This window comes from Mycobacterium sp. SM1, assembly GCF_018361265.1.
GTDB lineage: Bacteria > Actinomycetota > Actinomycetes > Mycobacteriales > Mycobacteriaceae > Mycobacterium.
On sequence record NZ_JAFLNH010000001.1, the window covers coordinates 1,163,952 to 1,189,424 of the forward strand.

At 67.7% G+C, this 25,473-nt stretch carries 21 protein-coding genes; 10 read left to right on the forward strand and 11 right to left on the reverse strand.

Annotation, left to right across the window (positions count from 1 at the left end; genetic code table 11):
- Nucleotides 1–198: 198 nt before the first annotated feature.
- From MSM1_RS05485 to MSM1_RS05495, 3 genes are all read left to right on the forward strand, one after another.
- Nucleotides 199–438 carry a hypothetical protein gene (locus MSM1_RS05485; RefSeq protein WP_213440544.1) on the forward strand — a complete coding sequence of 80 codons (240 nt, stop codon included), beginning with the start codon at nt 199–201 and terminating at the stop codon, nt 436–438.
- Nucleotides 423–1,217, forward strand: a complete 795-nt coding sequence (locus MSM1_RS05490; RefSeq protein WP_213440545.1) for an alpha/beta hydrolase — start codon at nt 423–425, stop codon at nt 1,215–1,217. The genes MSM1_RS05485 and MSM1_RS05490 overlap by 16 nt, the downstream gene beginning before the upstream one ends.
- A gap of 256 nt (nt 1,218–1,473) precedes the next feature.
- Nucleotides 1,474–2,121 carry a PhoU domain-containing protein gene (locus tag MSM1_RS05495; protein ID WP_236055495.1) on the forward strand — a complete coding sequence of 216 codons (648 nt, stop codon included), beginning with the start codon at nt 1,474–1,476 and terminating at the stop codon, nt 2,119–2,121.
- A 16-nt stretch (nt 2,122–2,137) separates the two neighbouring features.
- Here MSM1_RS05495 and MSM1_RS22880 read toward each other — a convergent pair whose 3' ends face one another.
- From MSM1_RS22880 to MSM1_RS05515, 4 genes are all read right to left on the reverse strand, one after another.
- A complete protein-coding gene (locus MSM1_RS22880; protein WP_374101656.1) occupies nt 2,138–2,602 on the reverse strand; it encodes a hypothetical protein in 465 nt (154 codons plus the stop codon).
- A gap of 143 nt (nt 2,603–2,745) precedes the next feature.
- On the reverse strand, nt 2,746–4,569 hold the full coding sequence (locus MSM1_RS05505; RefSeq protein ID WP_213440547.1) for a phosphoenolpyruvate carboxykinase (GTP): 1,824 nt from the start codon (nt 4,567–4,569) through the stop codon (nt 2,746–2,748).
- A 151-nt stretch (nt 4,570–4,720) separates the two neighbouring features.
- Entirely contained in the window at nt 4,721–6,298 is a 1,578-nt protein-coding gene (locus MSM1_RS05510; RefSeq protein WP_236054755.1) for a hypothetical protein, read from the reverse strand.
- Between the two features lie 5 nt (nt 6,299–6,303).
- A complete protein-coding gene (locus MSM1_RS05515; protein WP_213440548.1) occupies nt 6,304–7,377 on the reverse strand; it encodes a hypothetical protein in 1,074 nt (357 codons plus the stop codon).
- 193 nt (nt 7,378–7,570) lie between these two features.
- Here MSM1_RS05515 and trmB point away from each other — a divergent pair, with 193 nt between their 5' ends.
- From trmB to MSM1_RS05530, 3 genes are read left to right on the forward strand one after another with little or no spacing between them, the layout of a single operon-like run.
- A complete protein-coding gene (gene trmB, locus MSM1_RS05520) occupies nt 7,571–8,359 on the forward strand; it encodes a tRNA (guanosine(46)-N7)-methyltransferase TrmB (protein ID WP_213440549.1) in 789 nt (262 codons plus the stop codon).
- Nucleotide 8,360: 1 nt separating this feature from the next.
- On the forward strand, nt 8,361–9,089 hold the full coding sequence (locus MSM1_RS05525; RefSeq protein ID WP_213440550.1) for an NYN domain-containing protein: 729 nt from the start codon (nt 8,361–8,363) through the stop codon (nt 9,087–9,089).
- A 50-nt stretch (nt 9,090–9,139) separates the two neighbouring features.
- Nucleotides 9,140–12,097, forward strand: coding sequence for an MMPL family transporter (locus tag MSM1_RS05530; protein ID WP_213440551.1), 2,958 nt, complete (start codon nt 9,140–9,142; stop codon nt 12,095–12,097).
- Here MSM1_RS05530 and MSM1_RS05535 read toward each other — a convergent pair.
- On the reverse strand, nt 12,094–13,257 hold the full coding sequence (locus tag MSM1_RS05535) for an AI-2E family transporter (protein ID WP_213440552.1): 1,164 nt from the start codon (nt 13,255–13,257) through the stop codon (nt 12,094–12,096). The genes MSM1_RS05530 and MSM1_RS05535 overlap by 4 nt on opposite strands.
- Nucleotides 13,258–13,377: 120 nt before the next feature.
- Here MSM1_RS05535 and MSM1_RS05540 point away from each other — a divergent pair, with 120 nt between their 5' ends.
- Nucleotides 13,378–14,466, forward strand: coding sequence for a YbhN family protein (locus MSM1_RS05540; protein WP_213440553.1), 1,089 nt, complete (start codon nt 13,378–13,380; stop codon nt 14,464–14,466).
- Nucleotides 14,467–14,525: 59 nt separating this feature from the next.
- Here MSM1_RS05540 and MSM1_RS05545 read toward each other — a convergent pair whose 3' ends face one another.
- The gene (locus MSM1_RS05545; RefSeq protein WP_213440554.1) at nt 14,526–15,080 is read right to left on the reverse strand and encodes a hemophore; all 555 of its coding nucleotides are present in this window, start codon (nt 15,078–15,080) and stop codon (nt 14,526–14,528) included.
- A 375-nt stretch (nt 15,081–15,455) separates the two neighbouring features.
- Between MSM1_RS05545 and MSM1_RS05550 the strand changes: the two genes are divergently transcribed.
- Both MSM1_RS05550 and MSM1_RS05555 read left to right on the forward strand, forming a co-directional pair.
- Complete coding sequence (locus MSM1_RS05550) at nt 15,456–18,431, forward strand: efflux RND transporter permease subunit (protein ID WP_213440555.1); 2,976 nt, start codon at nt 15,456–15,458, stop codon at nt 18,429–18,431.
- Nucleotide 18,432: 1 nt separating this feature from the next.
- A complete protein-coding gene (locus MSM1_RS05555) occupies nt 18,433–19,017 on the forward strand; it encodes a helix-turn-helix domain-containing protein (RefSeq protein WP_374101657.1) in 585 nt (194 codons plus the stop codon).
- A gap of 98 nt (nt 19,018–19,115) precedes the next feature.
- On the opposite strand, the gene MSM1_RS05560 is transcribed toward MSM1_RS05555, so the two are convergent.
- On the reverse strand, nt 19,116–19,805 hold the full coding sequence (locus tag MSM1_RS05560) for a hypothetical protein (protein ID WP_213440556.1): 690 nt from the start codon (nt 19,803–19,805) through the stop codon (nt 19,116–19,118).
- Nucleotides 19,802–20,416, reverse strand: coding sequence for a hypothetical protein (locus tag MSM1_RS05565; RefSeq protein ID WP_213440557.1), 615 nt, complete (start codon nt 20,414–20,416; stop codon nt 19,802–19,804). The genes MSM1_RS05560 and MSM1_RS05565 overlap by 4 nt, the downstream gene beginning before the upstream one ends.
- Before the next feature lie 94 nt (nt 20,417–20,510).
- Here MSM1_RS05565 and MSM1_RS05570 point away from each other — a divergent pair, with 94 nt between their 5' ends.
- The gene (locus MSM1_RS05570; RefSeq protein WP_307857289.1) at nt 20,511–22,505 is read left to right on the forward strand and encodes a M13 family metallopeptidase; all 1,995 of its coding nucleotides are present in this window, start codon (nt 20,511–20,513) and stop codon (nt 22,503–22,505) included.
- Between the two features lie 80 nt (nt 22,506–22,585).
- Here MSM1_RS05570 and MSM1_RS05575 read toward each other — a convergent pair whose 3' ends face one another.
- The 3 genes from MSM1_RS05575 to MSM1_RS05585 form a co-directional block, all read right to left on the reverse strand.
- A complete protein-coding gene (locus tag MSM1_RS05575; RefSeq protein ID WP_213440559.1) occupies nt 22,586–23,554 on the reverse strand; it encodes an Ig-like domain-containing protein in 969 nt (322 codons plus the stop codon).
- A gap of 166 nt (nt 23,555–23,720) precedes the next feature.
- A complete protein-coding gene (locus tag MSM1_RS05580) occupies nt 23,721–24,905 on the reverse strand; it encodes an MFS transporter (protein WP_307857337.1) in 1,185 nt (394 codons plus the stop codon).
- A 150-nt stretch (nt 24,906–25,055) separates the two neighbouring features.
- A complete protein-coding gene (locus MSM1_RS05585; RefSeq protein WP_213441478.1) occupies nt 25,056–25,346 on the reverse strand; it encodes a metal-sensitive transcriptional regulator in 291 nt (96 codons plus the stop codon).
- Between the last annotated feature and the right edge of the window lie 127 nt (nt 25,347–25,473).

The window sequence follows — 25,473 nt, forward strand, 5'->3', positions numbered from 1 at the left end:
CCGTTTTTGGCCGTTTGGCCTGGATCGCGCTCTCGGGAACCGCGTGCAATTGCTGACTACTCTGCGAGCCTGACGTCATTGCCGCGATCCCGAGCGATAGTGCGGCGCACGCGCTTGGTTCGCCGAGCTGGTTTGCGCCCTTCCGCTGCGGAGTTATCGGCTCGCCGCATTGTCGGTGCCGAGGGATAGCGTTCCCACATGGTTACGAATGAAGCGAAGAACGCCCTTGCCGCGATCGGCGACCTTGATGCTGTGCTCGACCGCATCGCCATGCTGCCGCTACCTGCGTTGACGACCCGGCAAAAGTCGGCGCTCTTGGCTCAGCTGGAAGCGGTGCGGCTGGTGCTGTCGGCCGTGATGATCAGCGCCGCCGGGGTGCCGTGCCGCGATAGACACGCGAGCGAATCTGCGCGGGTTCGCAAATGCGCCGCTTCGTGATTGGCGTCCCGCTGCTGGCATCGGCGCAAAGGCGGTTGATCTACTTTCCGTCGCGCGAGCCGGTGCCCTCCGTCGCCGGCGTGCTGCCCGGCGGCCAGGACGTCGTGCTGCAGACCGAAGACGGAATCCGTCTGGGCGCTTGGTTTTTGCCGGCCCCCGCCGGCGGGCCGGCGGTGCTGGTCTGCAACGGCAACGCGGGCGACCGAATGATGCGGGCACCGCTGGCCGCCGCCCTGCACAGAGCGGGCCTGGCGGTGCTGCTGTTCGACTATCGCGGCTACGGCGGCAACCCCGGCCACCCCTCGGAGCGCGGGCTGGCCGCCGACGCTCGAGCAGCGCTGGCATTCTTGGCCGCTCGCCCGGACGTCGATCCCGGCCGCATCGTCTACTTCGGTGAGTCGCTGGGCGCGGCGGTGGTGATTCGGCTGGCACTCGAGGCGCTGCCGGCTGCGCTGGTGCTGCGCTCGCCGTTCACCTCGCTGACCGACGTCGGGCGGTTGCATTACCCGTGGCTACCGGTCGCGGCAGTGCTAACCGACCGGTATCCGTCAATCGACCGGATCGCCGGGCTGACCGTGCCGCTGCTGGTGATCGCCGGCGACCGCGACACCCTGGTCCCTGCCGAATTCAGCCGACGGCTCTATGATGCCGCTTGCGGGCCAAAGCAATTCGTCCTCGTTCCGGGGGCGGGCCACAACAGTCCGCAATTGCTCGACGGCCCCGGCATGATCGACGCGACAGTGCGGTTCTTTCGCGAGCACGGCGTACTCGACGGCTAACTAACGGACGTCCAGACACCGAGACGCGGGGCGCGACGTGGCCCGGTTAAGCGCCGACCACATTCGTCGTCGGTCGGGTTTCTTATCCGCACGCTCGGCGCTCGGCGCTGCTGACGGGATCACCACACACCGAGGTTGGATGATGCGTAGCCGGCCGGTGAACACGAAAGGTACAGGAAGCGACGGTTCTGACGATTCCGTGAGATTGCTCGTGCACCCGCCGTGACGCGGCGATATGGTGCCTTTCGTGACAGAGATGCAGGTGCCGTATCACCAACGCTTCAAAGACATCGACGTGGCCGTCCAGCAGATGATCTCGCTGGTTGAGCGAGACATACGCAACGCGGGTGCAGCGTTTCTGGAAGCCGATGAAAAGGCCGCTGACGCAGTGGAAGCCAGCGAGCAGGAGATCGAGGATTTCTACGAACAGGTGGAGCGACTGGTGATGAATCAGTTCGTTCGCCAGGCACCCGTTTTCGCAGGGGAATTGAAGTTCCTGCTGACGGTGTTCCGGATTCTGCCGGAGCTGGTCAGCGCGCACGAGCAAGCTGCGCAGTTGGCCCGCAGGGGCCTTACCGGCCTTGCGGGGGAGTTGCCCGAGCGGGTGCGCTGCCTGATCAGCGAATCAATTGACGGCGCTGCGCAAATGTGGCAGCAGCTGGTCGCGGTGTATTTGAGCGGCTCCGTGGAGATCGCGGACGACACCGAGGAAGACGACGATGAACTTGACGAACTCCATGCCAGCCTGAGCGCGGAGTTGGCGTCAGCGGATATCAGGAAACCCGTTCTGCTGGAAATGGGCTTGATCGCCCGCCTGCTGGAGCGGCTTGGCGATCACGCCGTCGAAATCGCCCGCCAAATCGAGGCACTAAGCCCCGCCCCGGTCGAGAGCACTGTCTCCTAACGACTGTCGTCGGACGTCACGGCATCGACCAGTCCCTACCGCAACGCTGGCGTCGGATCGATGATCTTACCTGCAAGAGCCAGATACGCTGTGCGCTAACGTCTACCCGCTGCGTCGCGCTGACGGTGCCGCCTGCTCCGAGAATCAGTCCAAGGCTCAGCTCGGGCAGCCCGAACACCGAATCCCGCTGCGCTTGAATCCGTCCACAAAACGCTGCCATCCCCAGCCGCCAGGCTTGACGGGTGTCAGCTGCTCGGGTCCGCAGGCCGCCGTTCGAGCCACCCATCTTTTCGCTCCGGCAGCAGCGTGCCATCGCCAATTCGTGCCAGCGATAGCCGTGGTCGACGGCCTGCTGGTATGCCGCCGCGGCCAGGTCTGACCCCGCGACGACCTCCAGCACCAGCGGGTGTGAGGTGCTGGCGTCGTGCCACCCGGTGATCAGTCCGCCGCCCACCCGCGCCGGACGATCCGGACCGGCCACGGTGGCATCAGAGCCTGGCGGCCGGTGAAAGGAGGTGCGCCGGGTCACCGGGCCCGCTGCAGTCTACCTGCCGAAATCGTTGCGGCCAGCGGTGATTGGTCGTTCGGTGCCTGCTGAGCGCTTAGCCTGCGAGCCGCTCGCGCTTAGCCTGCGAGCCGCTGTTTAAGCGCTTCGAACTCGTCTCGCACGCCGCTGGGCAACTTTTCCCCGACGAAGTCCAGCCACTCCTCGATAAGCGGAAGTTCCCTGCGCCATTCATCGGCGTTGACCTCAAGCGCTTCCGCGACATCAGCGGGGTCGATGTCCAGCCCGTCGAGATCCAAATCCCCGACGGCGGGAACGATGCCTATCGGCGTCGTGGTGCCGCCGGCCCGGTGCTCGATCCGATCGACGATCCATTTCAGCACGCGACTGTTCTCACCGAAGCCGGGCCACAGAAAGCGCCCGTCGTCACCGCGGCGGAACCAGTTGACAAAGAACACCTTCGGCAGCTTGGACTCGTCGGAGTTCTTCCCGATGTCAATCCAGTGCTGGAAATAGTCACCGATGTTGTAGCCGCAGAACGGGCGCATGGCCATCGGGTCCCGGCGCACGGTGCCGACTTTGCCTTCGGCCGCAGCGGTCTGCTCGCTACCCAGGGTGGCGCCGATGAACACACCGTGGTGCCAGTCGCGCGCCTGGGTGACCAACGGCACGGTGGTTTTGCGGCGACCGCCGAACAAGATCGCCGAGATCGGCACACCCTGGGGATCGTCCCATTCTGGTGCTAGGATCGGGCATTGCGCCATCGGTGTGCAGTAACGTGAATTCGGGTGTGCGGCAGTGGTTTCCGTCTCCCGGAAGTACCAGTCGTTGCCCCGCCAGTCGATGAGGTGCTGCGGGTCACCTTCCAGGCCTTCCCACCACACCTCGTCGTCGTCGGTGAGCGCGACATTGGTGAACACCGTGTTGCCCGCGGTAATGGTACGCATCGCGTTGGGATTGGACTTCCAGTTGGTGCCCGGTGCCACCCCGAAAAACCCGGCTTCCGGATTGACCGCGTACAGTCGGCCGTCTTTCCCGAATCGCATCCAGGCGATGTCATCCCCCAGGGTTTCGGCACGCCAGCCCGGGATCGTCGGCTGGATCATCGCCAGGTTGGTCTTGCCGCACGCCGATGGGAAGGCCGCCGCGATGTAGTACACCTTGTTCTCAGGGGAGATCAGCTTGAGGATTAGCATGTGCTCGGCCAGCCAGCCCTCGTCGCGGGCCATGACCGAGGCGATGCGCAGCGAATAGCACTTCTTGCCGAGAAGCGCGTTGCCGCCGTAGCCGGAGCCGTAGCTCCAGATCTCGCGCGTTTCCGGAAAGTGCGTGATGTACTTGGTGTCGTTGCATGGCCACGGCACATCTTTTTGGCCCGGCTCCAGCGGGGCGCCGACAGAATGCAGCGCCTTGACGAAAAACCCGTTGTCGCCGATCTTCTCCAGGGCGGGTGTTCCCATCCGGGTCATAATCTTCATTGAGACGACAACGTATTCGGAGTCGGTGATTTCCACGCCCAGCTTGGGATCGTCGGCACCAAGCGGGCCCATGCAGAACGGCACCACCCACATTGTGCGGCCGCGCATGCATCCGCGGTATAACTCCGTCAAGACGGACCGCATTTCGTTGGGGTCCATCCAATTATTAGTTGGTCCGGCGTCGATCTCCCGCTCGGAGCAAATAAATGTGCGGGCCTCTACTCGCGCCACGTCCGAGGGATCGGAAAGCGCCAGATAGGAGTTTGGGTACTCCTTGTCATTGAGCCGTTTGAACGTGCCCACTTCGACCAGATGCTCGGCGAGCCGGTGCCACTCCTCGTCGGAGCCGTCGGCGAAGACCACCCGCTCGGGCTGGGTGAGCTCGGCCACCTCTTCAACCCAGGACAACAGCCCCTGGTGATTTGTCGGTGCGCTATCCAGCCCGGGAATGGTCGCTGACGTCATCACTCTCTCCTACTCGCCTACTCGGTGTCATTGCGGCGCCGGCATCGTCGTGGACGTCGGGCACGCATTAGGCGCATACGACGTTACGATTGCCTAATCCAGGTTATCGCGGGTGACTTATCGGAAATATGCCGGCCTGGTATCGGCTCGCTCACCGGCACGATTCCGAGCCGTGATCTGCGTTGTCGCTCGCGCTCGTCGCGCCCGGCCGAGCGTCGTCGCCGCGGGCGTCGTCGAAACCCAACCGTGCCGCCACCGCATTGACCTGTTCGTCGGTTTCAGGTTTGTCCGATCCGGCCAACTCCGCCCGCACCGCGTCGAGCGCCGCCTGCAATGTCGGCATCTCCCGGTCGCGCCGGGCTGCGGCCCGCGCCGCCGCGATAGTATGCTCCCGCAACTCGCTATCGATCGCACTGACCTGCCCGGCCACCCGGGCGTTCTCGAGCTCGTCCCGTTCGCCCAGCGCGGCGCTCAGCGCCGACTCGGCGGCCAGCACCCGGGTCGCGACGAGCTGCTCCAACGCCGCACGCAACGACCCGATGGCTTCGCCCACCCACCGGTCCAGCACCGCACGGTCATGCAGCAATCCTCGGATGCCCACCACCCAGACCGTGACCGCCAGCCCGATTGCCATGCACCCGGCGATCCCGAGGGCGGCCAGCCCGGGGGCGAGGTTGACCAACAGCCGAGTCAGCGTCAGCGCGACCCCAAGCCCGAAACCGGCGCCCAACACCATGGTCAGCCGGGCCTCCTGCCGCCGGGATTTCAGCGGCGGGTCTGCGATCTCGAGCCGGGGCTGCTCCCCGCCGGGAGGCAGGTCCACTGGCAGGTTGAGCACCTGCACCACGTCGGTCAAGTGCGCGGTGGCCCCCTCGTCTACCTCGGCGATCACGGTCTGCATCCGCCCGCGTGCGTAGGCGGCGAACTCCGGCAATCTCCGCCGAGTGAGGCCGGACGTGTCTTCCTGCAGCTCAGAGCGCACCGACGCGCACCGGTTGCGCGCGAAGTAGGACAGCTGAACCCGCGCCTGCTGGATCTGGCTGCGCAGCGCGGCGGTGCGCTCGGACTTCGACAGCCGCCGCTGCCGCAGGATGGCGCTGCGCTGCTCACGCAGTGCGTCGACGCGCGCCCGCCGGTCGGCGCCCTCGGCGTCGCGATGGTAGCGAACTGCGATTCCCTGCAGTCGGGATTCCCACGCGCGCAACCTGTTTCGCCGCTCGATACCCGGATCGGCGAGCCGCTCTTCGAGCACGGCGACCAGATCATCCAGCCGGGGGTCACCGGCGTCGGGCGCGGCAGCCACCCCTACCCAAGGCACCTGGCCATAACGCGATGCATGCGCCGCCAAAAGCTCGCGGTCGGCGGCCAGGGTGTCGCGCCACTTGTGGTGCACGTCGATCTTGGACACCACCGCGATCACCACATCGGTGTTGGCCGCAGCGGCGTCGAGCACCGCGCAGTCGGAGCCGGTCAAAACGGCGGCCGCCGACACGACGAATACCACTGCCCGTGGCGCGTCGCCGGGTGCGAGATCATTCGACTCGGCGAAGGCATACTGGGGCAGCCGCTCACGTAGCGCCGCGACCACGCTGCTGACCCCGGCCAGCCACGGACCCGTCACGAGCACGAGGTCACGATGGCGGATAGCGGGTGCCGTCAACCGGGGCCTGATCGCGGCCACCAGCGCGTCGACCTCGGCGACGGGGCCATCGGGGGTCGCATTGCTCATGGCGCTCATGGCGAGTCCCCGGTTCGCCCGCCTGCGACAGGGGTGGAAGATCGAGGTGAGCCATCACAGCGCGACCAGAGCCGCAGCGATCCTCGCACGATGTCCGCGCCGCAGCAGCGGTGCACCACGCTCAGCGGAGCCCGGCCGTAGCGCTGCCAGCGCACCGCGCGCAACAGGTGCCGGACCGGGTCGTCGGACCGTTCGGCCTCCGGGCCGGCCTCGCCGACGACCCGTTGCGCAGCGGCCATCCGGGCGATCACCGTGTCGTCGCTGGACAGAAACTCCCGAAGCCGGCCGTCGGTGACAGCAAGCGCCTCCAGTTCGGCGACCGCATCGAGTATCCGCAGGTAGAGAGCTTCTGCACCGAGGGCGGTGATCTGCTCGACGACGGCGTCAACACCGCTGACGTGGCGCAGGAGCGTGCGGACGTCCCGATCCGGCCGGCCCTGTTGGACCGCGGCGACCGCCAGCGTGATGCCGAACGCGTCGAGAGTGTCCACCAATCGCCGCCACACCGCGGCGGAGACGGCGGGCCGGGCGGCCGCCAGGGGGTCCGGCGTATCCGAGTAGAGGCTCCGGGCAAGCGCTCGCAGCGCGGCCCAGAGCCCGTCATCGAGCAGATCGTCGAGCGCGGCGACGGCGAGCAACCCGGCCATCGGCTCCGTCGGCGCTCCGGTGAGCATCGAAAAATAGCGGCAACGGCCGCGCGCCACCGCGATCGGACCGTCCGGCACCCGGCCGGACGGCGGGGCGGTCAAATCCGCCTTGTTCAGCACCACCAAAACCGGGTGGCGCGCTGCGACGATAGCGTCCCGGTCCTCGGGTTTGACCACCTCCGCGATGACATACACTGCCACGTCCGCGGCACCGGACGGTGGGGTCACCACGATCCCGCGCCGGGAGCCCGCACGGTCGAGGGCGTGGGCGACGGTGCCACGACCCACCCCGCGGCGTCCCGACACGCTGACCCGCAGTGGTGCGGCGACCCGGCGGGCGATCGCGGCCACCCTCGGATCGGCGGCGTCGGCAGCGAATCGGTTCAACTCGTTGACGAAAATCTGGTGCCCCTGTCCACGCATGTCGCATCGTCGCCAGGCCGGTCCATTGACCCAGCTTTCCCAGCGGCCGCGGGAACCACCCCGGCCCGCATGGGTGAGCCGTGCCCGCATGGTGTCACCCGTGCCTGCCAGACGCGAGCCACCCCACCCGCTCGCGGTGGAAAACAACCGTTGGATATCGATCTGCCCCACATTGCGGCCACATCATGGGTTTATGGGCCACCATAGACAAATGCACGCGCAGCGCGAGGCGGGATTGGTTACTTCGCCCCAGCCACCGGAGGCCAGGTCGTCCCCGTGGCGTGCTGCGAGCCGCTATCCCCGGACCACCGGTTTGCGGTCGGCCCGTTCGGCTCTTTCGAGCGCCCAGAAAGACGCCTGGGAACGGCTATGGCCCACGTTGGGTGCGGAAGCCACGGCACTAAGCCCCTCGGGGGCCGCGCGGCTGGACACCGCCACCTGGTTTGGCCGTGATGCCCCACTCGTTCTCGAAATTGGCTGTGGCAGCGGCACTTCCACCCTGGCGATGGCGAAATGTGAGCCGGGTGTCAACGTGATCGCGGTGGACGTGTATCGGCGAGGGCTGGCGCAGCTGCTCTCGGCGATCGCCCGAGAGCACGTCGACAACGTCCGGCTGATCCGCGGGCACGCCCTCGACGTGCTCGAACGTCTGATCGCGCCGGGTTCGCTGACCGGTGTCCGGGTGTTCTTTCCCGATCCGTGGCCCAAGGCGCGCCACCACAAGCGCCGCCTGCTGCAACCGGCCACCATCATCCTGATCGCCGACCGGCTGCGGGTCGGCGGCCTGCTGCACGTCGCCACCGACCACGCCGGCTATGCCGCACAGATCATCGAGGGCGCCGCTGCCGAACCCCGGCTGTGTCGCGTCGATCCCGACAAGCAACCGCTGGCGATTTCGGTTGCCCGGCCAACCACCAAGTACGAGACGAAGGCCCGGCTTGCGGGCAGCCCGGTCTTCGAGCTCCTCTGGGAACGACGCTGAGATGACCCTGACGCAACAAGCCACCGCGACGTCGGCCGACCCCGGCGCCGCGCTGTCGCCTCCCGCGGCGGTGCCGTCGCTTGACGAAGTGTGCGGTTTCACCGCGCCGGGTTACCGTGTGCTGCTGGTGTGGGACGCTCCCAACCTGGACATGGGTCTGGGTTCGATTCTCGGGCGTCGACCGACGGCCCTGGAACGCCCGCGGTTCGACGCCCTGGGCCGCTGGCTGCTGGCCCGCGCCGCCGAGATCGCGGCTCGGCGTCCGGGCGTTGCGATTGAACCCGAGGCCACCGTGTTCACCAACGTCGCCCCGGGCAGCGCCGAGGTCGTTCGCCCGTGGGTAGACGCATTGCGCAATGTTGGGTTCGCGGTCTTCGCTAAGCCCAAAGTCGACGAGGATAGCGATATCGACGGCGATATGCTTCGCCACATTGACTTGCGGCGCAAAGAAGGGCTGGCAGCACTGGTGGTGGCCTCGGCGGACGGTCAGGCCTTCCGCCGGCCGCTGGAGGAAATCGCGCGTGTCGGGGTACCCGTCCAGGTCCTCGGATTTCGCGAACACGCCAGTTGGGCGCTAGCGTCGGATACCTTGGACTTCGTCGACCTGGAGGACATCGCCGGTGTTTTCCGGGAGCCGCTGCCGCGGATCGGCCTGGATTCGCTGCCTGAGCAGGGAGCGTGGCTGCAGCCGTTCCGGCCGTTGTCCTCGCTGCTGACCTCACGTATGTGACACTGGTGGATCAACGCGCGGGGTCGCCACAGAACCAGTAAGGAGACTACGTGTTCGCCTGGTTGGGTCGAATTGTCTACCGGTACCGGTTCATCGTGATCGGGGTCATGGTGGCGCTGTGCCTCGGCGGCGGCATCTTCGGGATGAGTCTTGGCAAGCACGTCACCCAAAGCGGGTTCTATGACGACGCCAGCCAGTCGGTGAAGGCCTCGAAGTTGGCCGACGAGGTCTACGGCCGCGACCGGACCGGTCACATCGTGGCGATCTTCCGCGCGCCCAAGGGCAAGACCGTCACCGACCCGGCATGGTCGAAGAAGATCGTCGCCGAGCTCAACCGGTTCCAGAAGGATCACCCCAAGCAGGTCCTCGGATGGGTCGGCTATCTGCGGGCACCCGACTCGACGAGCCCGGCAGTTCAGGGCATGGTGACCCCGGATAAGAAGTACACGTTCGTCAGCATCCCGCTCAAAGGCGATGACGACGACACCATCCTCAACAACTACAAGGCCGTCGCGCCGGACCTGCAGAAGCTCGATGACGGCAAGGTCAAACTCGCCGGCCTGGAGCCGGTGGCCAACGCGTTGACCGGCACGATCGCCAAAGACCAGCAGCGAGCCGAAGTCCTCGCGCTGCCGTTGGTGGCGGTGGTGCTGTTCTTTGTCTTCGGGGGGGTGATCGCCGCAGCGCTGCCGGTGATGGTCGGTGGCCTTGCCATCGCGGGCGCGCTGGGCATCATGCGGTGCGTCGCCCTGTTCGGCCCGGTGCACTATTTCGCCCAGCCGGTGGTGACGTTGGTCGGCCTCGGTCTGGCCATCGATTACGGGCTTTTCGTGGTGAGCCGGTTCCGTGAGGAAATCGCCGAGGGCTATGACACCGCGGCCGCGGTGCGCCGCGCCGTTATGACGGCCGGGCGCACGGTGACGTTCTCGGCCGTGATCATCGTGGCCTCGGCAAGCGGGCTGCTGCTCTTCCCGCAGGGCTTCCTGAGGTCGCTGACCTACGCCATGGTCGCATCGGTGATGCTCTCGGCGGTGCTGTCCATTACGGTGCTGCCGGCTTGCCTCGGGGTGCTGGGCGGCCACGTGGACGCGCTGGGCGTTCGAACACTGCTCCGGGTGCCGTTCCTGGCGAACTGGAAGGTCTCCCGCGGGTATCTGAACTGGCTTGCCGACCTCCTGCAGCGAACCAAGACACGCGAAGAGGTAGAGGCCGGCTTCTGGGGCAAGCTGGTCAACCGCGTCATGAAGCGTCCCTTGGTGTTCGCCGTCCCGATTGTCATCGCCATGGTTGTGCTGATCATCCCGCTGGGCAATTTGCGCCTGGGGGGTATCAGCGAAAAGTATCTGCCGCCGGGCAACCCGGTACGCCAGGCGCAGGAAGAGTTCGACAAGCTCTTCCCCGGCTACCGCACCGAACCGCTGACGCTGGTGATCCAGACCATCAACCATAAGCCGGTCACCCCCCGCCAGATCGCCGACGTTCGCAACCAAGCGATGGCGATCAGCGGGTTTACCGACCCCAACCACGATCCGGCGCAGATGTGGCAGGAGCGCCCATACGCGCCGGGCGCGTCGAAAAACCCGTCGGTTCGGGTCATCCAAAACGGCTTGATCAACCGCAACGACGCGGCGAAGAAGATCCGCGAGTTACGCGCTATCACGCCCCCCAAGGGGGTCACCGTGTGGGTCGGCGGTACCCCGGCACTGGAGCAGGACAGCATTCACGTGCTGTTCGCGAAGCTGCCGTTGATGCTGGTGATTCTGATCAGCACCACCACGGTGTTGATGTTCCTGGCGTTCGGATCGGTGGTGCTGCCGGTGAAAGCCGCGGTGATGAGCGCGCTCACGCTGGGATCCACGCTGGGCATATTGACCTGGATCTTCGTCGACGGGCACTTCTCCACGCTGCTGAATTTCACGCCGACACCATTGACGGCGCCGGTGATTGGTCTGGTCATCGCGGTGGGTTACGGGTTGGCCACCGACTACGAGGTGTTCCTGGTCTCCCGGATGGTCGAAACGCGAGAGCGTGGCATGTCCACCGCCGAGGCCATCCGGGTCGGCACCGCGACCACTGGGCGCATCATCACCGCCGCCGCCCTGATTCTGGCGGTGGTTGCCGGAGCGTTCGTGTTCTCCGATCTGGTGATGATGAAGTACTTGGCGTTCGGGTTGATCGCGGCTTTGCTGCTGGATGCCACGGTGGTACGGATGTTTTTGGTGCCGTCGGTGATGAAGCTGCTCGGCGACGACTGTTGGTGGGCGCCGCGCTGGATGAAACGCCTGCAGACCCGCATTGGGCTCGGCGAGATCCACCTGCCCGCCGAGCGCAAGCTGCGACCCGCGGTCATCCCCGGGGTTGAACGGTCTCCCGTCGCCGCGCGCGGATCCGGTGGCACGGCGCAGCGCCCACCAGACAATCCTTCCCGGCCGGGCGCGGCGCGCGCCGAGCGCCCTCCCGCGCGCCGACCGCCCATGCAGACCGCCCCGCCCGGGTCTGGCGCGAGCATCACCCGCAGGCCGGCCGGCGGGAAGGAAGCTGCGCAGCCGACGACGCGTTTTCTCAGACCCGAGAACGCCGCGCCGAACACGCCGCCGGCCACCCGGGGTAGGCCTGACACCGAATCGCCGCCGGGCGTACCGCCCGCTCACGGGGGCGACCGCGACATCGAATCGTGGCTCGGCGAGCTGCGCAATAACCCCGAGCGCGGTGCTCGACCCACTGACATTCGCGGGCCGGGTAGCGCCGGGCCGGTAGCGCCATCGGAGGATCAGACCCGCGCCATGCCGGTTTCGGCGAATCCCGACGGCAACGCAGCCGGGCGCGCACCCGGGTCCGCTCCCGCCCGTCCGGTCTCGCGAGCGGGCGCCGACGACCCCGAACCGTCCACCGAAAAACTCCGCACCTGCGGACGCGGCGACGACAGCGTCGAGGTTGAGAGCGCCCGCCCCCGCCGCGGCGGGGGTCTCAGCGCCCAGGATCTGCTGCGCCGGGAAGGATGGGTTTAGCGAACCGGGCCGGAGCCGTCGTGCCGCTGGGGGTCGGGTTCCGCGCTGTCTGGTTGCTCCTCAAGGGTGACCAGCCCGGCGCCGCGTATCGCAGTTTCAGCGGATGGCCGCGACGCCAGCAAAACCTGGAAGGCGTTGTTGAAGAACGCGACCGTCGGAACGGCCAGCAAAGCGCCGACGACTCCGGCGAGCACACCACCCGACGAGATCGCCAACACCACTGCCAGGGGATGGATCGACACCGCTCGCCCCATGACCAGCGGTTGCAGAACGTGCGCCTCCAGTTGGTTCACCCCGATGAGCAAACCCAGCGTGATCAGCGCGTATAGGAATCCCTTCGCGAGCAGGGCCACCACGACGGCCAGAAACCCGCTGATCACGGCGCCGACCAGCGGGATGAAGGCGCCGAGGAACACCACCGAGGCTAACGGCAGGGCCAGCGGCACACCCATGATTGCCAGGCCGGTGCCGACGCCCGCCGCGTCCACCAGCGCCACCAGGAAGGTGGCCCGCACGTAACCGATGAGCGTCCCGAATCCCGCACGGCCCGCCGCACGCACCCGCTCACGGACGCTGACCGGGAAGATCCTGGTGGCGTAGTGCCAGATGTTCCGGCCGTCGTAGAGGAAGAAGATCAGCGTAAACACCATCAGCAACGAGGCGGTGACCATTTCGGTGATGGTGGCCGCCGTGGACACCGCGCCGCTGGTGATCTTGGCCTGATTGTGACGGAGCGCCTCGATCGCCGCGTTGCCCGCGTTGTCAATCTGCTGGCGGCTCAAATGCAGCGGACCGTGGATCAGCCACCGGCGGGTGGTCTCGATGCTGCGGGTCACCTCGGCAACCAGGGCGGGCAGACCGATGACGAACTGACTGATGACAAACGCCAGGATGCCGCCGACCACCGCGACGCCACCGAGCAAGACCAGGGTCACCGCTGCGCCGCGCGGCGCGCCCCGCCGGTGCAGCCAGTCCACCGCCGGCACCAGCAGCGCCGACAATATCAACGCCAGCAACACCGGAACGACGATGATTTCCAGCCGCTCGACGGCCCACAGGAATACCACCAGCGCGACCAGGATCACCAACAAGCGCCAAGCCCAGGCCGCGGTTTTGCGAACTATGGGCTCAACCGAGTCGTCGTCGCGGCTCGCCGGCATGCGGTAAGCGTAATCTTGCGGTTCCCCGGCGTCCGCCCGCTGCGCCGGCCAACGGCAAGCGACACGACCGCCGGCCGCGAAAGCGCTTGTGGCGGCACCGGCACGGCTACCCTAAACCACGTGCCCTTTGACGCACCGGCCCGTAACGTCCGCCGTCAGCACGAGGAGGCTGCCCGCGGCAGATACTGGTGGATCCGGTGGGTCACCCTTGGCGTTGTGGCCACCGTGCTCGCGGTGGAGATTGCGCTGGTATGGGACCAGCTGGCCAAGGCGTGGACGAGTCTCTTCTCGGCCAATTGGTGGTGGCTGGTCGCCGCGGGACTGGCGGCGGGCGCCTCGATGCACAGCTTCGCCCAAATCCAGCGCACGCTACTGAAATCTGCCGGAGTGCGGGTCAAGCAATGGCGGTCGGAAGCCGCCTACTACGCCGCTAACTCGCTGAGCACCACGCTGCCGGGCGGGCCGGTGCTGTCGGCAACGTTTCTGCTTCGGCAGCAACGGATGTGGGGGGCTTCGACGTTGGTGGCCTCGTGGCAGCTGGTGATGTCGGGGGTGTTGCAGGCCGCCGGCCTGGCGGTGCTCGGCCTGGGCGGGGCCTTTTTCCTCGGCGCGAAGAACAACCCGTTCTCGCTGCTGTTCACGCTCGGTGGCTTTGGTGCATTGCTGCTGCTGGCTCAGGCGGTGGCGTCGCGGCCCGAGCTGATCGACGGAATCGGGGTGCGCGTCCTGTCGTGGGCCAACTCCATTCGCGGCAAAGCACCCGGCACCGGTGTGGACAAATGGCGCGAGACGCTTGCCCAGCTGGAGTCGGTCACCCTGAACCGCCGCGACTTGACGGCGGCGTTTAGCTGGTCGCTTTTCAATTGGGGCGCCGATGTCGCCTGCCTCGGCTTCGCCGCGTACGCCGCCGGCGGTAACGCCTCGGTGGCCGGGTTGACGGTCGCCTACGCGGCCGCCCGCGCGGTCGGCACGATCCCGCTGATGCCGGGTGGCCTGCTGGTCGTCGAGGCGGTGCTGGTGCCCGGCCTGGTGTCTAGCGGCATGTCCCTACCGGACGCCGTTTCGGCCATGCTGATCTATCGGGCGATCAGTTGGTTGCTCATCGCGGCTATCGGCTGGGTGGTGTTCTTCGTCATGTTCCGCACCGCCAACGAGGCCGAGCCCGACACCGAAAACGGCGGTTTGGGCCCGACGACGACGCCGAAGTAGCCGATGACGCCGGAGTAAACGGCCGCACCGCTGGCCCCTCGGCCTGGCCGCGGATGGGTCTAGCCGCTAACGGCCGGCGCCGTCGGCGGGGGGCCTGGAAGGGGCCCCGCCGGTACCGGCGGGGCCGGGGGCTTGGGCGCCCCGGGCGCGCTAACCGGGGTCCCGGTCGCCGGCTGCGGTGCAGCGGCCGGACCGGACAAGCCGGGTGACAAACCGGGTGCCCCGCCCTGGCCTTGGGCCGCCTGCATGAAGCCGAGCACCTGCGGTATCGTGATCGCCAGGTTGCACTGCGCGGACAGGCCGGTCAGTGGCTGGGAGATCGTCTGCAGATCGGTCGCCACCTTGGGGTTGGCGTCGAAGTAGTTCTTCAGCAAAGTAACGGATGGCGCACCGGCGGGCTGGCGCAAGATGGCGGTCATCGCCTGGTTGGTCTCCGGATGCGAGTCCAGATAGTCACCCGTCGACTTGGCGACCGCGCCGGCTGTTTTCGCGACCTCGCTGGCGGCGCAGGGATCGGATGCCGCGCGCACCGCCGGCCCGGTGAGAGCACCGGCTGCGCCGCCACCCAGCCCCGCGGCGATCAGGATACCCAGCAACGCAGCGCTCGTCTTCATCGATAACTCCTCACGGATGACAAATGATGACAAATGTCGGTGCTCGGCAAACGGCGGTGGTCGGATCTCCCGGTCACCCGCCCGACGCTACGCGGCGGGTCTCGTCGCCGGTAAGCTTCATCGGCAGCCGATCTCCAACCCCGCGACCGACCATGCGTCATCCTGCCATGCTCGGCGGTGCGATCGCCACTATCGGCGGCGACGGTCGTTCCTGGGTGTGCCCGTCGTCGCGGCTGGCCCGTCGCTGTCGAGTCGTAGCAGTTCAGCGACCGAAAAGCCGGGTTGCTGCACCCCACGCTGCGGTAGGCTCGCTGGCACGTAACACCGGAAAACGCCGAAGAAGGCCGGAGGGGGAGACCGAAAATCCAACAGTTCATGATGCACCTCAGCGGCAAGCTGCGTAAACTTCGCTGGCTGGTCTTCACCGCGTGGGTGCTGGCGTTGGTGCCGGCGATCTATCTGGCGATCACCCAGGCGGGCCACCTCACCGGCGGCGGTTTCGAGGTGACCGGGTCGCAGTCACTGCGGGTCCACGACCAGCTCGAGGAGCATTACCCCGAGCAGGGGGCTTCGCCGCTGGCGCTGGTAGCGGCGCCCCGTGCCGATGCCAGCTACCAGGACATGGCCACCGCCGTCGAGCTGCTGAAGCGGGTCGCCGGCGAGGTCCCCGGGCTGTCGGTGGTGGCTGGCCCGCCCCAGCCGGCCCCACAGCCCGACCGGCCCTACGTGGTGCCGCTGCGGTTGACGTCCGCCAGCGCCAGCGCCAGCGACGCCGCTAAAAGGCTTCGCCAAAAGATCGGCGTTAACGGTGATCGGCCCGGACAGATCGGCAACGGGCGGGTGCGGCTGTATGTGGTCGGGCAGGGCGCGCTCAGCGCGGCCGCGGCGGCGAACACCAAACACGACATCGCCGAGGCGGAACGGTGGAACCTGCCGATCATCCTGATCGTCCTGCTTGCGGTCTTCGGCTCGCTTGCCGCAGCGGCAATACCGCTGGCCCTTGGTGTCTGCACGGTGGTGATCACCATGGGCTTGGTCTACCGGCTGTCGACCTACGTCACGATGTCGGTGTTCGTGAGCTCGACGGTGTCGATGTTCGGAATTGCGCTCGCCGTCGACTACTCCCTGTTCATTTTGATGCGCTTCCGCGAGGAGCTGCGCGTCGGGCGCCAGCCGCAGGAGGCCGTAGACGCGGCGATGGCGACCTCCGGGCTTGCGGTGGTGTTGTCCGGGATGACCGTCATCGCTTCACTCACCGGCATCTACCTGATCGACACCCCGGCGTTGGCGTCGATGGCTACCGGCGCGATTCTCGCGGTCACGGTCGCGATGCTGACCTCGGCAACCCTGACCCCGGCGGTGCTGGCGACGTTCGGCCGCGCGACCGCCAAGAGGGCGGCGATGCTGCGCTGGTCGCGGCGCCCGGAGAGCACCCAGTCGCGCTTTTGGGCCCGCTGGGTAGGCGGGGTGATGCACCGCCCCTGGGCGTCCGCGCTGATAGCGTCGGCATTTTTGATTGCCATGGCGGCTCCGGCGTTGTCGATGTCGCTGGGCAACAGCCTGCTGCGGCAGTTCGACTCGTCACACGAAATCCGCGCCGGGGCGGCCGCGGCGGCCCAAGCGCTCGGGCCCGGAGCACTCGGGCCGGTTCACGTGCTGGTGACGTTTCCCCACGCCGATGCGTCCTCCGCCGCGCACCGCCGGGCACTCAGCGCGATCCGCCACGAAATGGGTCGCGCTCCCAACATCGCCGCGGTGCCGCCGCCGCTGTTCGCCGACGATAACGGCAGCGCGCTGCTGAATGCGGTGCTATCGGTGGATCCCGAGGACCTGCGCGCCCGGCAAACCGTCGACTGGATGCGAGCGCATCTACCCCAGGTGGCCGGCATCGGGTCGGCGCGGGTGGACGTGGGCGGCCCGACCGCGCTGATCAAAGACTTCGACGAGCGGGTGTCGAAAACCCAGCCCCTGGTGCTGGCTTTCGTCGCGTCGATCGCGTTCGTGATGTTGCTGATTTCCATTCGTTCGGTGTTCTTGGCGTTCAAGGGTGTCCTCATGACCGCGCTGTCGGTGGCCGCCGCCTACGGCGGCCTGGTGATGGTGTTTCAGTGGGGCTGGCTGGAAAAGCTCGGATTCACGCCCACCGGCTCGATCGACAGCACGATCCCGCCGCTGGTGCTGGCGCTGACCTTCGGTTTGTCGATGGACTACGAGATCTTCCTGCTGACCCGCATCCGGGAACGCTTCCTGCAAACCGGGAACACCCGCGACGCGGTCGCCTGCGGTGTAAGCACCAGCGCGCGCACCATCACCAGTGCGGCGTTGATCATGATCGCGGTGTTCATCGGCTTCGCGTTCGCCGGCATGCCGCTGGTCGCCGAGCTAGGGGTCGCGAACGCCATCGCGATCGCGGTAGACGCCACCGTGGTGCGGCTGGTGCTGGTCCCTGCCCTGATGGCGATGTTCGCCCAGTGGAACTGGTGGCTGCCCCGCTGGCTGGCCCGCGTTCTGCCCTCCGTGGACTTCGAACGGCCACTGCCTGAAGTCGATCTTTGCGGTGTCACCGTCATCCCCGACGACATCCCCGCGGCGGCGGTGCCCGGATCCGACCTGCGGGCGGTACTCAAATCGGCAGCCAAGTTCACGCGCCTGGCTCCGGACACCGTCAGCGTGGCCGACCCGCTGGCCTTCACCGGCTGCCTACCCCGCGGGGATCCGCAACGCCGGGTCACCAGCGGCGACGAGTCCCCGACACAGCGGACAGCGCTGGCCCAGGCGGCGACCGGCGACGGCCATTATCTGGCCAGAAAGCTCGTCGGTGGTTTGCCGCACCGCAATGGTCGTGCCAATCCGCGGACCGTCGGGCCGCTTCATCCGGTCACCCTGTGGCGGGGACGGCTATCCGTCGCCCTCGACGCGCTGCAGACCGGGGCTGCCGGTCCGGGCGTTGCGGTCCCGGCGTACACGCGGCGCAGTCCGGTGGAAACCACCAACGTCCAGCTGCCCACCGGTGATCGGTTACAGATCCCGACCTGCGCCGAAACGCTGCGATTCAAGGCCTACCTGATCATGTGCCGCAACAGCAGCCGTGACTATGCGGAATTTGCCGAGTTGGTTGATGCGGTGGAACCCGAAACCGCCGCGGCGGTGCTGGCCGGAATGGATAGGTATTACGGTTGTCAACCATCCCGGCAGCGATGGATCGCCACCCAACTGGTTCGCCGGCTCGCGGATCCACATCCGTCTGCGGTCGATGATGAGCCGTGGTCCCCCTCGGACGCGGCAGACTGGGAGGAAGTCAGGCGGCGCTGCCTATCGGTGGCCGTGGCGATGCTGGAGGAGGCGAGGTGAGGTGACGTTGGCGGCGGACCGGCGCTCCGGGTCCCTCCCCCGGCCGTCTGCGGCGGACCGGCGGCCCTCGCCGGGTGCTCAGCCGCCGCCGGCGGGCCCACCCGTTGAAGCGATGCCCCACCCATCCAGCGCCCCACCACCGGGCGATGCCAGCCAGCCCGTCGAACTCTGGTCGACGGCCGCTATCCGCTCGGCGTTGGACGGCGGGGACATCACGACCTGGAAACACATCGCCGCGGCCCTTAAACGCGACCCCTACGGGCGGACCGCCCGCCAAGTCGAGGAGATCCTGGAAGGCAGCCGGCCGTACGGCATTTCCAAGGCGCTGCAGGAGGTGCTCGAGCGCGCCCGCGCCCACCTGGAGGCCGACGAACGCGCGGAGGTGGCCCGCCATGTGCGGCTGCTGATGGCACGATCCGGCTTGGGCCAGCAGGAGTTCGCGTCTCGTATCGGCGTGCTCCCGGAAGAGTTGGCCGCTTACCTCAACGCCGAAGTCAGCCCATCGGCGTCGCTGATGATCCGGATGCGTCGCCTGTCCGACCGATTCGTCAAAGTCAGGTCCCGCCGTTCCGGCGGCGACGCCTGAGCTGATCGGCGCGCAGCGTCGCTGGCCCGGTCAGCGTGGCCGGTTAGCGTTCGGCGGTTTAGCGTTCGGCCGGTTTAGCGTTCGCCATCAACGGGTCACTAACGGGTATTGATCGGCGACACGTCGAGGACCAGCCAGTGGCCGCTGCGTTTGGTCAGTGCCACCCGCAGCGCCAGCACCGCCCGGCTGGGCTGCTGGCCCGGCGTGTCCTGGGTGGAGCGCAGGATCACCGCCACACTGGCCGCCGACGGCCCGATCGCCTCCACGCCGGCGGCCAGCGTCTGCGCCTGCGCGGTGACATCGCGGTGGGCGAGATCCGCCGTGGACTTGGCGAATTGGTCTTTGAATGCGGTCGCCTGCTCCGGAGCCATCAGTGCCGCAGCCCGGTCGATGGAGGCCATCGGATCGTGTGGGGAGAACGTCGCCGTCGCCTCGGCCATACCGGAGGCGATCCGCACGACCTCTTGCGAGTCGCTCTTCAGCTCGCGGTCGGGTATCGACCAGCGGCTATACCCGGTCCACACCGCCGCCACCAGGGCGGCCGCGCAAACCGCGACGACCGCCAGGCGCAGCCCGGGTGCATCGTCATCGGTGCCGAGGGTCACCGAATCACGGCGCAACAGCAGGAAGTTGACTACCATGCCCTCCACGATCAGCAGCACCAGCACCGAGCACACCGCCACCCACCACCGCGGCCAGCCGAGGACCACGCCAATCATCAGCAGCGCGGCGACGGCGCCCAGTGGTGCCGCGAGGTCGAACGCCACTACCCGCCACAGGTTTCTCATCGGATGGACCCGACCCGCGAGATCATCAGTTTGCCGTCGACATCGGAGACGTCCAGGCGCAGATTCCAGCGCACCGTCTGTGGCTTACCGCCGGCGTTTTCGGCGACCGATGTGGCGACCACCATGACGGTGTCGGTGCGGGTGGCGAGCGCGCGCGGCAGCGGATCCGAGGTGGGCCGGCCGGTGTCCGGCTGGGCGCCCGGATCGCGGCGCACCGATTCGATCGCCACCGCCTCGATGCGGCCGGTGCTGCGCGCCTTCAGCCGCTGCACCACCTGCCGGTAGGGCGCCATCACGGCATCGAAATCGACGTTGAGCTCGCCGACGGTTTCGTCGTGCAAGCGCCGCAGGCTGGCGTCGACGTTGTCGGTGTTCATATTGATCAGCACGCCCGTCCACTCGGCGGCGGTCCGCAGCACCCGGCTCTGGTAATGGCGCTCGCCGACGTCGTCCCGGTGCGCCAGCCAGATGACCACGGCCAGCGCGACCGCCCCGGCCGACAGCACTCCCAAAGCGGCAGACGCGATTCCATAGGCCGAGAAGACCCGGCCGTTCGGGGGCGCAACGGCGTCGCGGTCGTCCGGTGACTCGGTGGGCCCCGTCTCTGGCATGGCCGTGAGGGTACCCGGCCCCGGGCAGTGGTTTCGACCCCGGCGGCGACCACCGCGGCGGTGCCCGCGCCGCCGCACATGCGAGGATGGCGACGTGACGGCACCAGCCCTGCGATCCGGTATCGACCTGAGCCATCTCGACGCTGACATCCGCCCCCAAGACGACTTGTTCGGGCACGTCAATGGCCGCTGGCTGGCGGACTACGCCATACCCGCCGACCGCGCGACCGACGGCGCCTTCCGGGCCCTGTTCGACCGCGCCGAAGCCCACGTACGGGATCTGCTTACCGAGGCCAGCGAAACCGCGGCGCCGGCGGGAACCGATGAGCAGCGCATCGGCGACTTGTACGCCAGCTTCCTCGACGAAGACACCGTCGAGCGCCGGGGTGTGCAGCCGCTGCTCGACGAGTTAGCCCTGATCGACGCCGCCGCCGATCCCGCCGGCCTGGCGACGGTCATGGGCGTGCTGCAACGCGCCGGGGTCGGCGGCGGCGTCGGGGTGTACGTCGACACCGATGCCAAGGACTCAACGCGCTATCTCGTCAACCTCACCCAGTCCGGCATCGGCTTGCCCGACGAGTCCTACTACCGCGACGAGCAGCACGCCGACGTGCTGGCGGCCTACCCGGGTCACATCGCCCGGATGTTCGCCCTGGTGTATGGGGGAGCGCCCGCGGACCACGCCCACACCGCGGCGCGGATCGTGGCGCTGGAGACCAAGATCGCGGCCGCGCACTGGGACGTCGTCAAGCGTCGCGACGCCGATCTCGCCTACAACCTGCGTACTTTTGCAGAGCTGCAGGCCGCGGCGGTGGGTTTCGACTGGGCCGGCTGGGTGCATGCGCTGGGCAGTTCGCCGGAGTCGGCCGCGGAGCTGGTGGCGCGCCAGCCCGACTACCTGAGCGCGTTCGCCCGGCTGTGGGGCAGCGAACACCTCGACGACTGGAAACACTGGGCGCGCTGGCGGGTGATCCACGCCCGCGCCGCATGGTTGACCAGCGATTTGGTCGCCGAGGACTTCGCGTTCTACGGCCGGCTGCTCACCGGCGCCGAGCAGATCCGCGAGCGCTGGAAGCGGGGCGTGTCCCTGGTGGAGCGGCTGATGGGCGATGCCGTCGGAAGGCTTTACGTCGCGCGGCATTTCCCGCCCCACGCCAAAGCCCGCATCGACGCCCTGGTGGACAACCTGCTCAAGGCCTACCGGATCAGCATCGGCGCTCTGGACTGGATGACGCCGCAGACCCGGGAGCGGGCGCTGGCCAAGCTGGACAAGTTCACCGCCAAGGTCGGCTACCCGAGGAAGTGGCGGGACTACTCCACGCTGGTGATCGACCGCGGCGACCTGTACGGCAACTACCAACGCGGCTACGCGGTCAACTACGATCGCGAGCTGGCCAAGCTCGGCGGACCCGTCGATCGCGACGAGTGGTTTATGACCCCGCAGACGGTCAATGCCTACTACAACCCGGGGATGAACGAAATCGTTTTCCCGGCAGCGATTTTGCAACCACCCTTCTTCGATCCCGAGGCGGATGACGCCGCCAACTACGGCGGTATCGGAGCGGTGATCGGCCACGAGATCGGCCACGGCTTCGACGACCAGGGTGCCAAATTCGACGGGGACGGCAACCTGGTCGACTGGTGGACCGAGGAGGACCGCGCCGAGTTCGCCGCCCGCACCAAGGCGCTCATCGAGCAGTACGACGCCTACATCCCCAGAGACCTTGTGGGCCAACCCGACCCGCCTCATGTCCAAGGTGCGTTCACGGTAGGGGAGAACATCGGGGACCTGGGCGGGTTGTCCATCGCGCTGCTGGCCTACCAGGTGTCGCTGGGCGGCCGGCCGGCCCCGGTTATCGACGGCCTGAGTGGGGTGCAGCGGGTGTTCTTCGGCTGGGCCCAGGTGTGGCGCGCCAAATCACGTGCGGCTGAGGCGATCCGCCGGCTGGCGGTGGATCCGCACGCGCCGCCGGAATTCCGGTGCAACGGCGTGATCCGCAACATCGACGCCTTCTATGACGCCTTTGGTGTCAGCCCAGGCGACCGGCTCTACCTGGAGCCACAGCGGCGGGTCAAGATTTGGAACTAGCCGTCGCCGAACGTGCAACCAGCGGCGCATTGCCCGGCTAACATGACCGCTGGTCGCACCCTCGGCGCGGTGTTAGCGGGTCACATCTGCCAGTCGTTGGATCCGTCGTTTTTCGAATAGGTGCCCACGGAGTTCTTCACCACGATGGGGTCACCGGCACCGAAGTTGTCGTAGAACCACTTCGCGTTGGAGGGGCTGATGTTGATGCAGCCATGGCTGACGTCGCGGTAGCCCTGATCCGACACCGACCATGGCGCGCTGTGCACGAAATCGCCGCTGTTGTCGAAGCGGACGGCATCGGTAACCGTCACCTTATAGCCCCAAGCGGAGTCGACCGGAACCCCGTATGTCGAGGAGTCCATCACCACCGTCGGCATCTTCTCTTGAACGTAGTAAATGCCGTTGGGGGTTTGATGGTTGCCCGCCGCCATGCCCATCGACATGGGGATGGTTTTCTCCACCTTCCCGTTGCGGGTGACGGTCAGCTGATGGGTCGCATCGTCGGCGGTCGCCACCAGCGCGTCCCCGGTCCGGAAACTCGACGTGGTGCCGGCCGCATCGATTTTGACCACGGTGTTGGCCGGCCAGAAGCTGAACGGACGCCACCGCACCTGGGTCGGGGTCAGCCAGTAGAACTTGCCGGGAACCGGCGGGTCCGACGAGATGTGAATCGCCTGCTCGGCCATCGGCCGGTCTGCGATGGGCCGCTGAAAGTTGATGATGATCGGCTGGGCCACCCCGACCGTCGAGCCGTTGACCGGGTTGAACGTCGGCGGCAGAAACGGTGGCTCGCCGACGAAGGGCGCCGGGTTTTGTCCGGCGACGGGGCCCACGGGCGCCGCGGCAGCCTGGAGGGGCGCCGGAGAGCTTTCCGACGGGTCAGGTGCCGGCGCCGGCGGGCCCGCGGGTGGGGCGTCCGCCGCCGACGGCTCACCGGGGAGCGGCTGGTCGGGGTCGGCCGTGGCCGGCCCGCTGACCAATGTCAGCCCGAGCGCCAGGCCGGCCGTGCTGAGAGCCGCGAGAAGCGTCCCCCTCGTCGATCGCGACATCTGCATACCTCTGCATACCTCCAGTCACCTACTGCGCCCAGTGTCGCACAGCGCCAAGGCCGGTCGTCGTTTCTGCCGCCGCGCATCCCGGCAGCGCCCCGATTTTTCCGGCAAAACCGCCGTATGCGGCGCGCCTGAGGCCTGCCGGGCGCCTCCGGCATGGGCGTTACCGGCGTTCGCTAACGACGGGGACGTCGAACATGTGCCGGCTCGCCATCGTCCCGGCCAGCGCCACCCCCACCAGAATCGCCGATGCGACCAGCATCAACGGAACGCTGTGCTGGTAGAGCAGCCCCCCGGCCAGCGAACCGGCCATGATGCCAACCTGGAACGCGGCCATGTACAGGCCCGATGCGCCGTCCGGATCGTCGGCGCCGGCGCGCATCGCCGCGGCCTGCAGCATCGGTGACCCGGCGTTGGCCGCCGCGCCCCACAGCACGAAAGCGCCGGCGCCGGCCAGGGCTGTCACGGTGGTCGGCCGCGCGCCGAAGGCCAGGGCGCTCAGCACGACGAAGGCCCCCGAAATGCCGGCCATGCAGACGATGACGGTCGCCCTGGGGTGGCGGTCCACCGGCCGGGCCACCAGCGGCATCGCCGCCAGGCCGGCGACGCCGTAGGCGGCAAGCAGCCAGGCCACGTTCGGTCCGCGCACCCCCACGACGTCGCGAATGATCACCACGATATAGGTGTAGGCGATGTAGTGACCGGTCACCGCGATCAACGTCAGCAGGCTCACGGTGACCAGCCGCAGGTTGCGGTGATGGTGTGCGCGGGCCCCGACGCGCACGAGCTGGTCGGCGCTCAGCGCCAGCGGCGGTAGCACCGCCCACGCCGCCAGGGTCACGCTCGCGGCAACCACGGTGACGGCGGCGACCGTCGGCCGCCAGCCCCACGACAGGCTCAGCGCCGCGGTAAGCGGGCTGCCCGCCACCACGGCCAGGCTGATACCCGCGTAGATCGCGGTCGTCGCGCGTCCGGAGTGGCTGGCAGGCACCAGCCTGGTGGCGATCGGGGCAACCACCGACAACAGCAGGCCATGGGTGATCGCGCACAGTGCCCGCCCACCGGCCAGCACCGCGAAATCGCGCGCCAGTGCCGAGATCAGCTGGGAAATGGTGAGACACACCAGGGACAACAGCAATGCCCGGCGCCGCGGCCAGTGCGCGGTCCAGCGCACCAACGGGATCGTCGTCAGCGCCGCGACCAGGGCATACCAGGCGAGCAAGGTGCCCACCACCGGCACGCTGACGCGCAGATCGCGCGCGATCGCGGGTAACGCGCCCACCGGCAAGATTTCCGCAGTGACATAAATGAAGGTCGCCGCGGCCAGCACGGTCAGCTGCGCGGCGATCCGCGGTGTCCAGGTGCGACCGGGCCGGGTTTCGCCGACGGGCCCGAGCGGCGCGGCGTCGACCGCCCGCCGGCGCGATCGCGCTGCTCCTACCGCTCGGGCTGGCCCCACGGCCACTACTCAATCACGCGGTCGGTGTGTCCGCGTACATCAGGAGCGAACGAGTCGTGCGATGGCCGCAGAAGCCTCGGCAAGCTTCACGCTGGCCTCGTCACCCCCGGCGATCACCGCGCGGGTGACGCAGTGGCCCAAATGCTCGTCGAGCAGGTTCAGCGCCACCGACCGCAACGCGCTGTTCACCGCGCTGATCTGGGTGAGCACGTCGATGCAGTATTGGTCCTCCTCAATCATCCGCGCGATGCCACGCACTTGGCCCTCGATGCGGCGCAACCGCTTGGCATAGTCGTCCTTCCGCTGCGAATACCCGTGTGCGCGTGTCACCTTTCCTCCTAGCGTCTTCGGCGTTGCTCTCGGCGCCGCCGGCGCTTCGGCGATGCCGGGTCTACCAGCCGTCATGGGCCACCTCCGTCCTGGATACCCCCACCGGGTATTTGCGCCGATTTTGGAG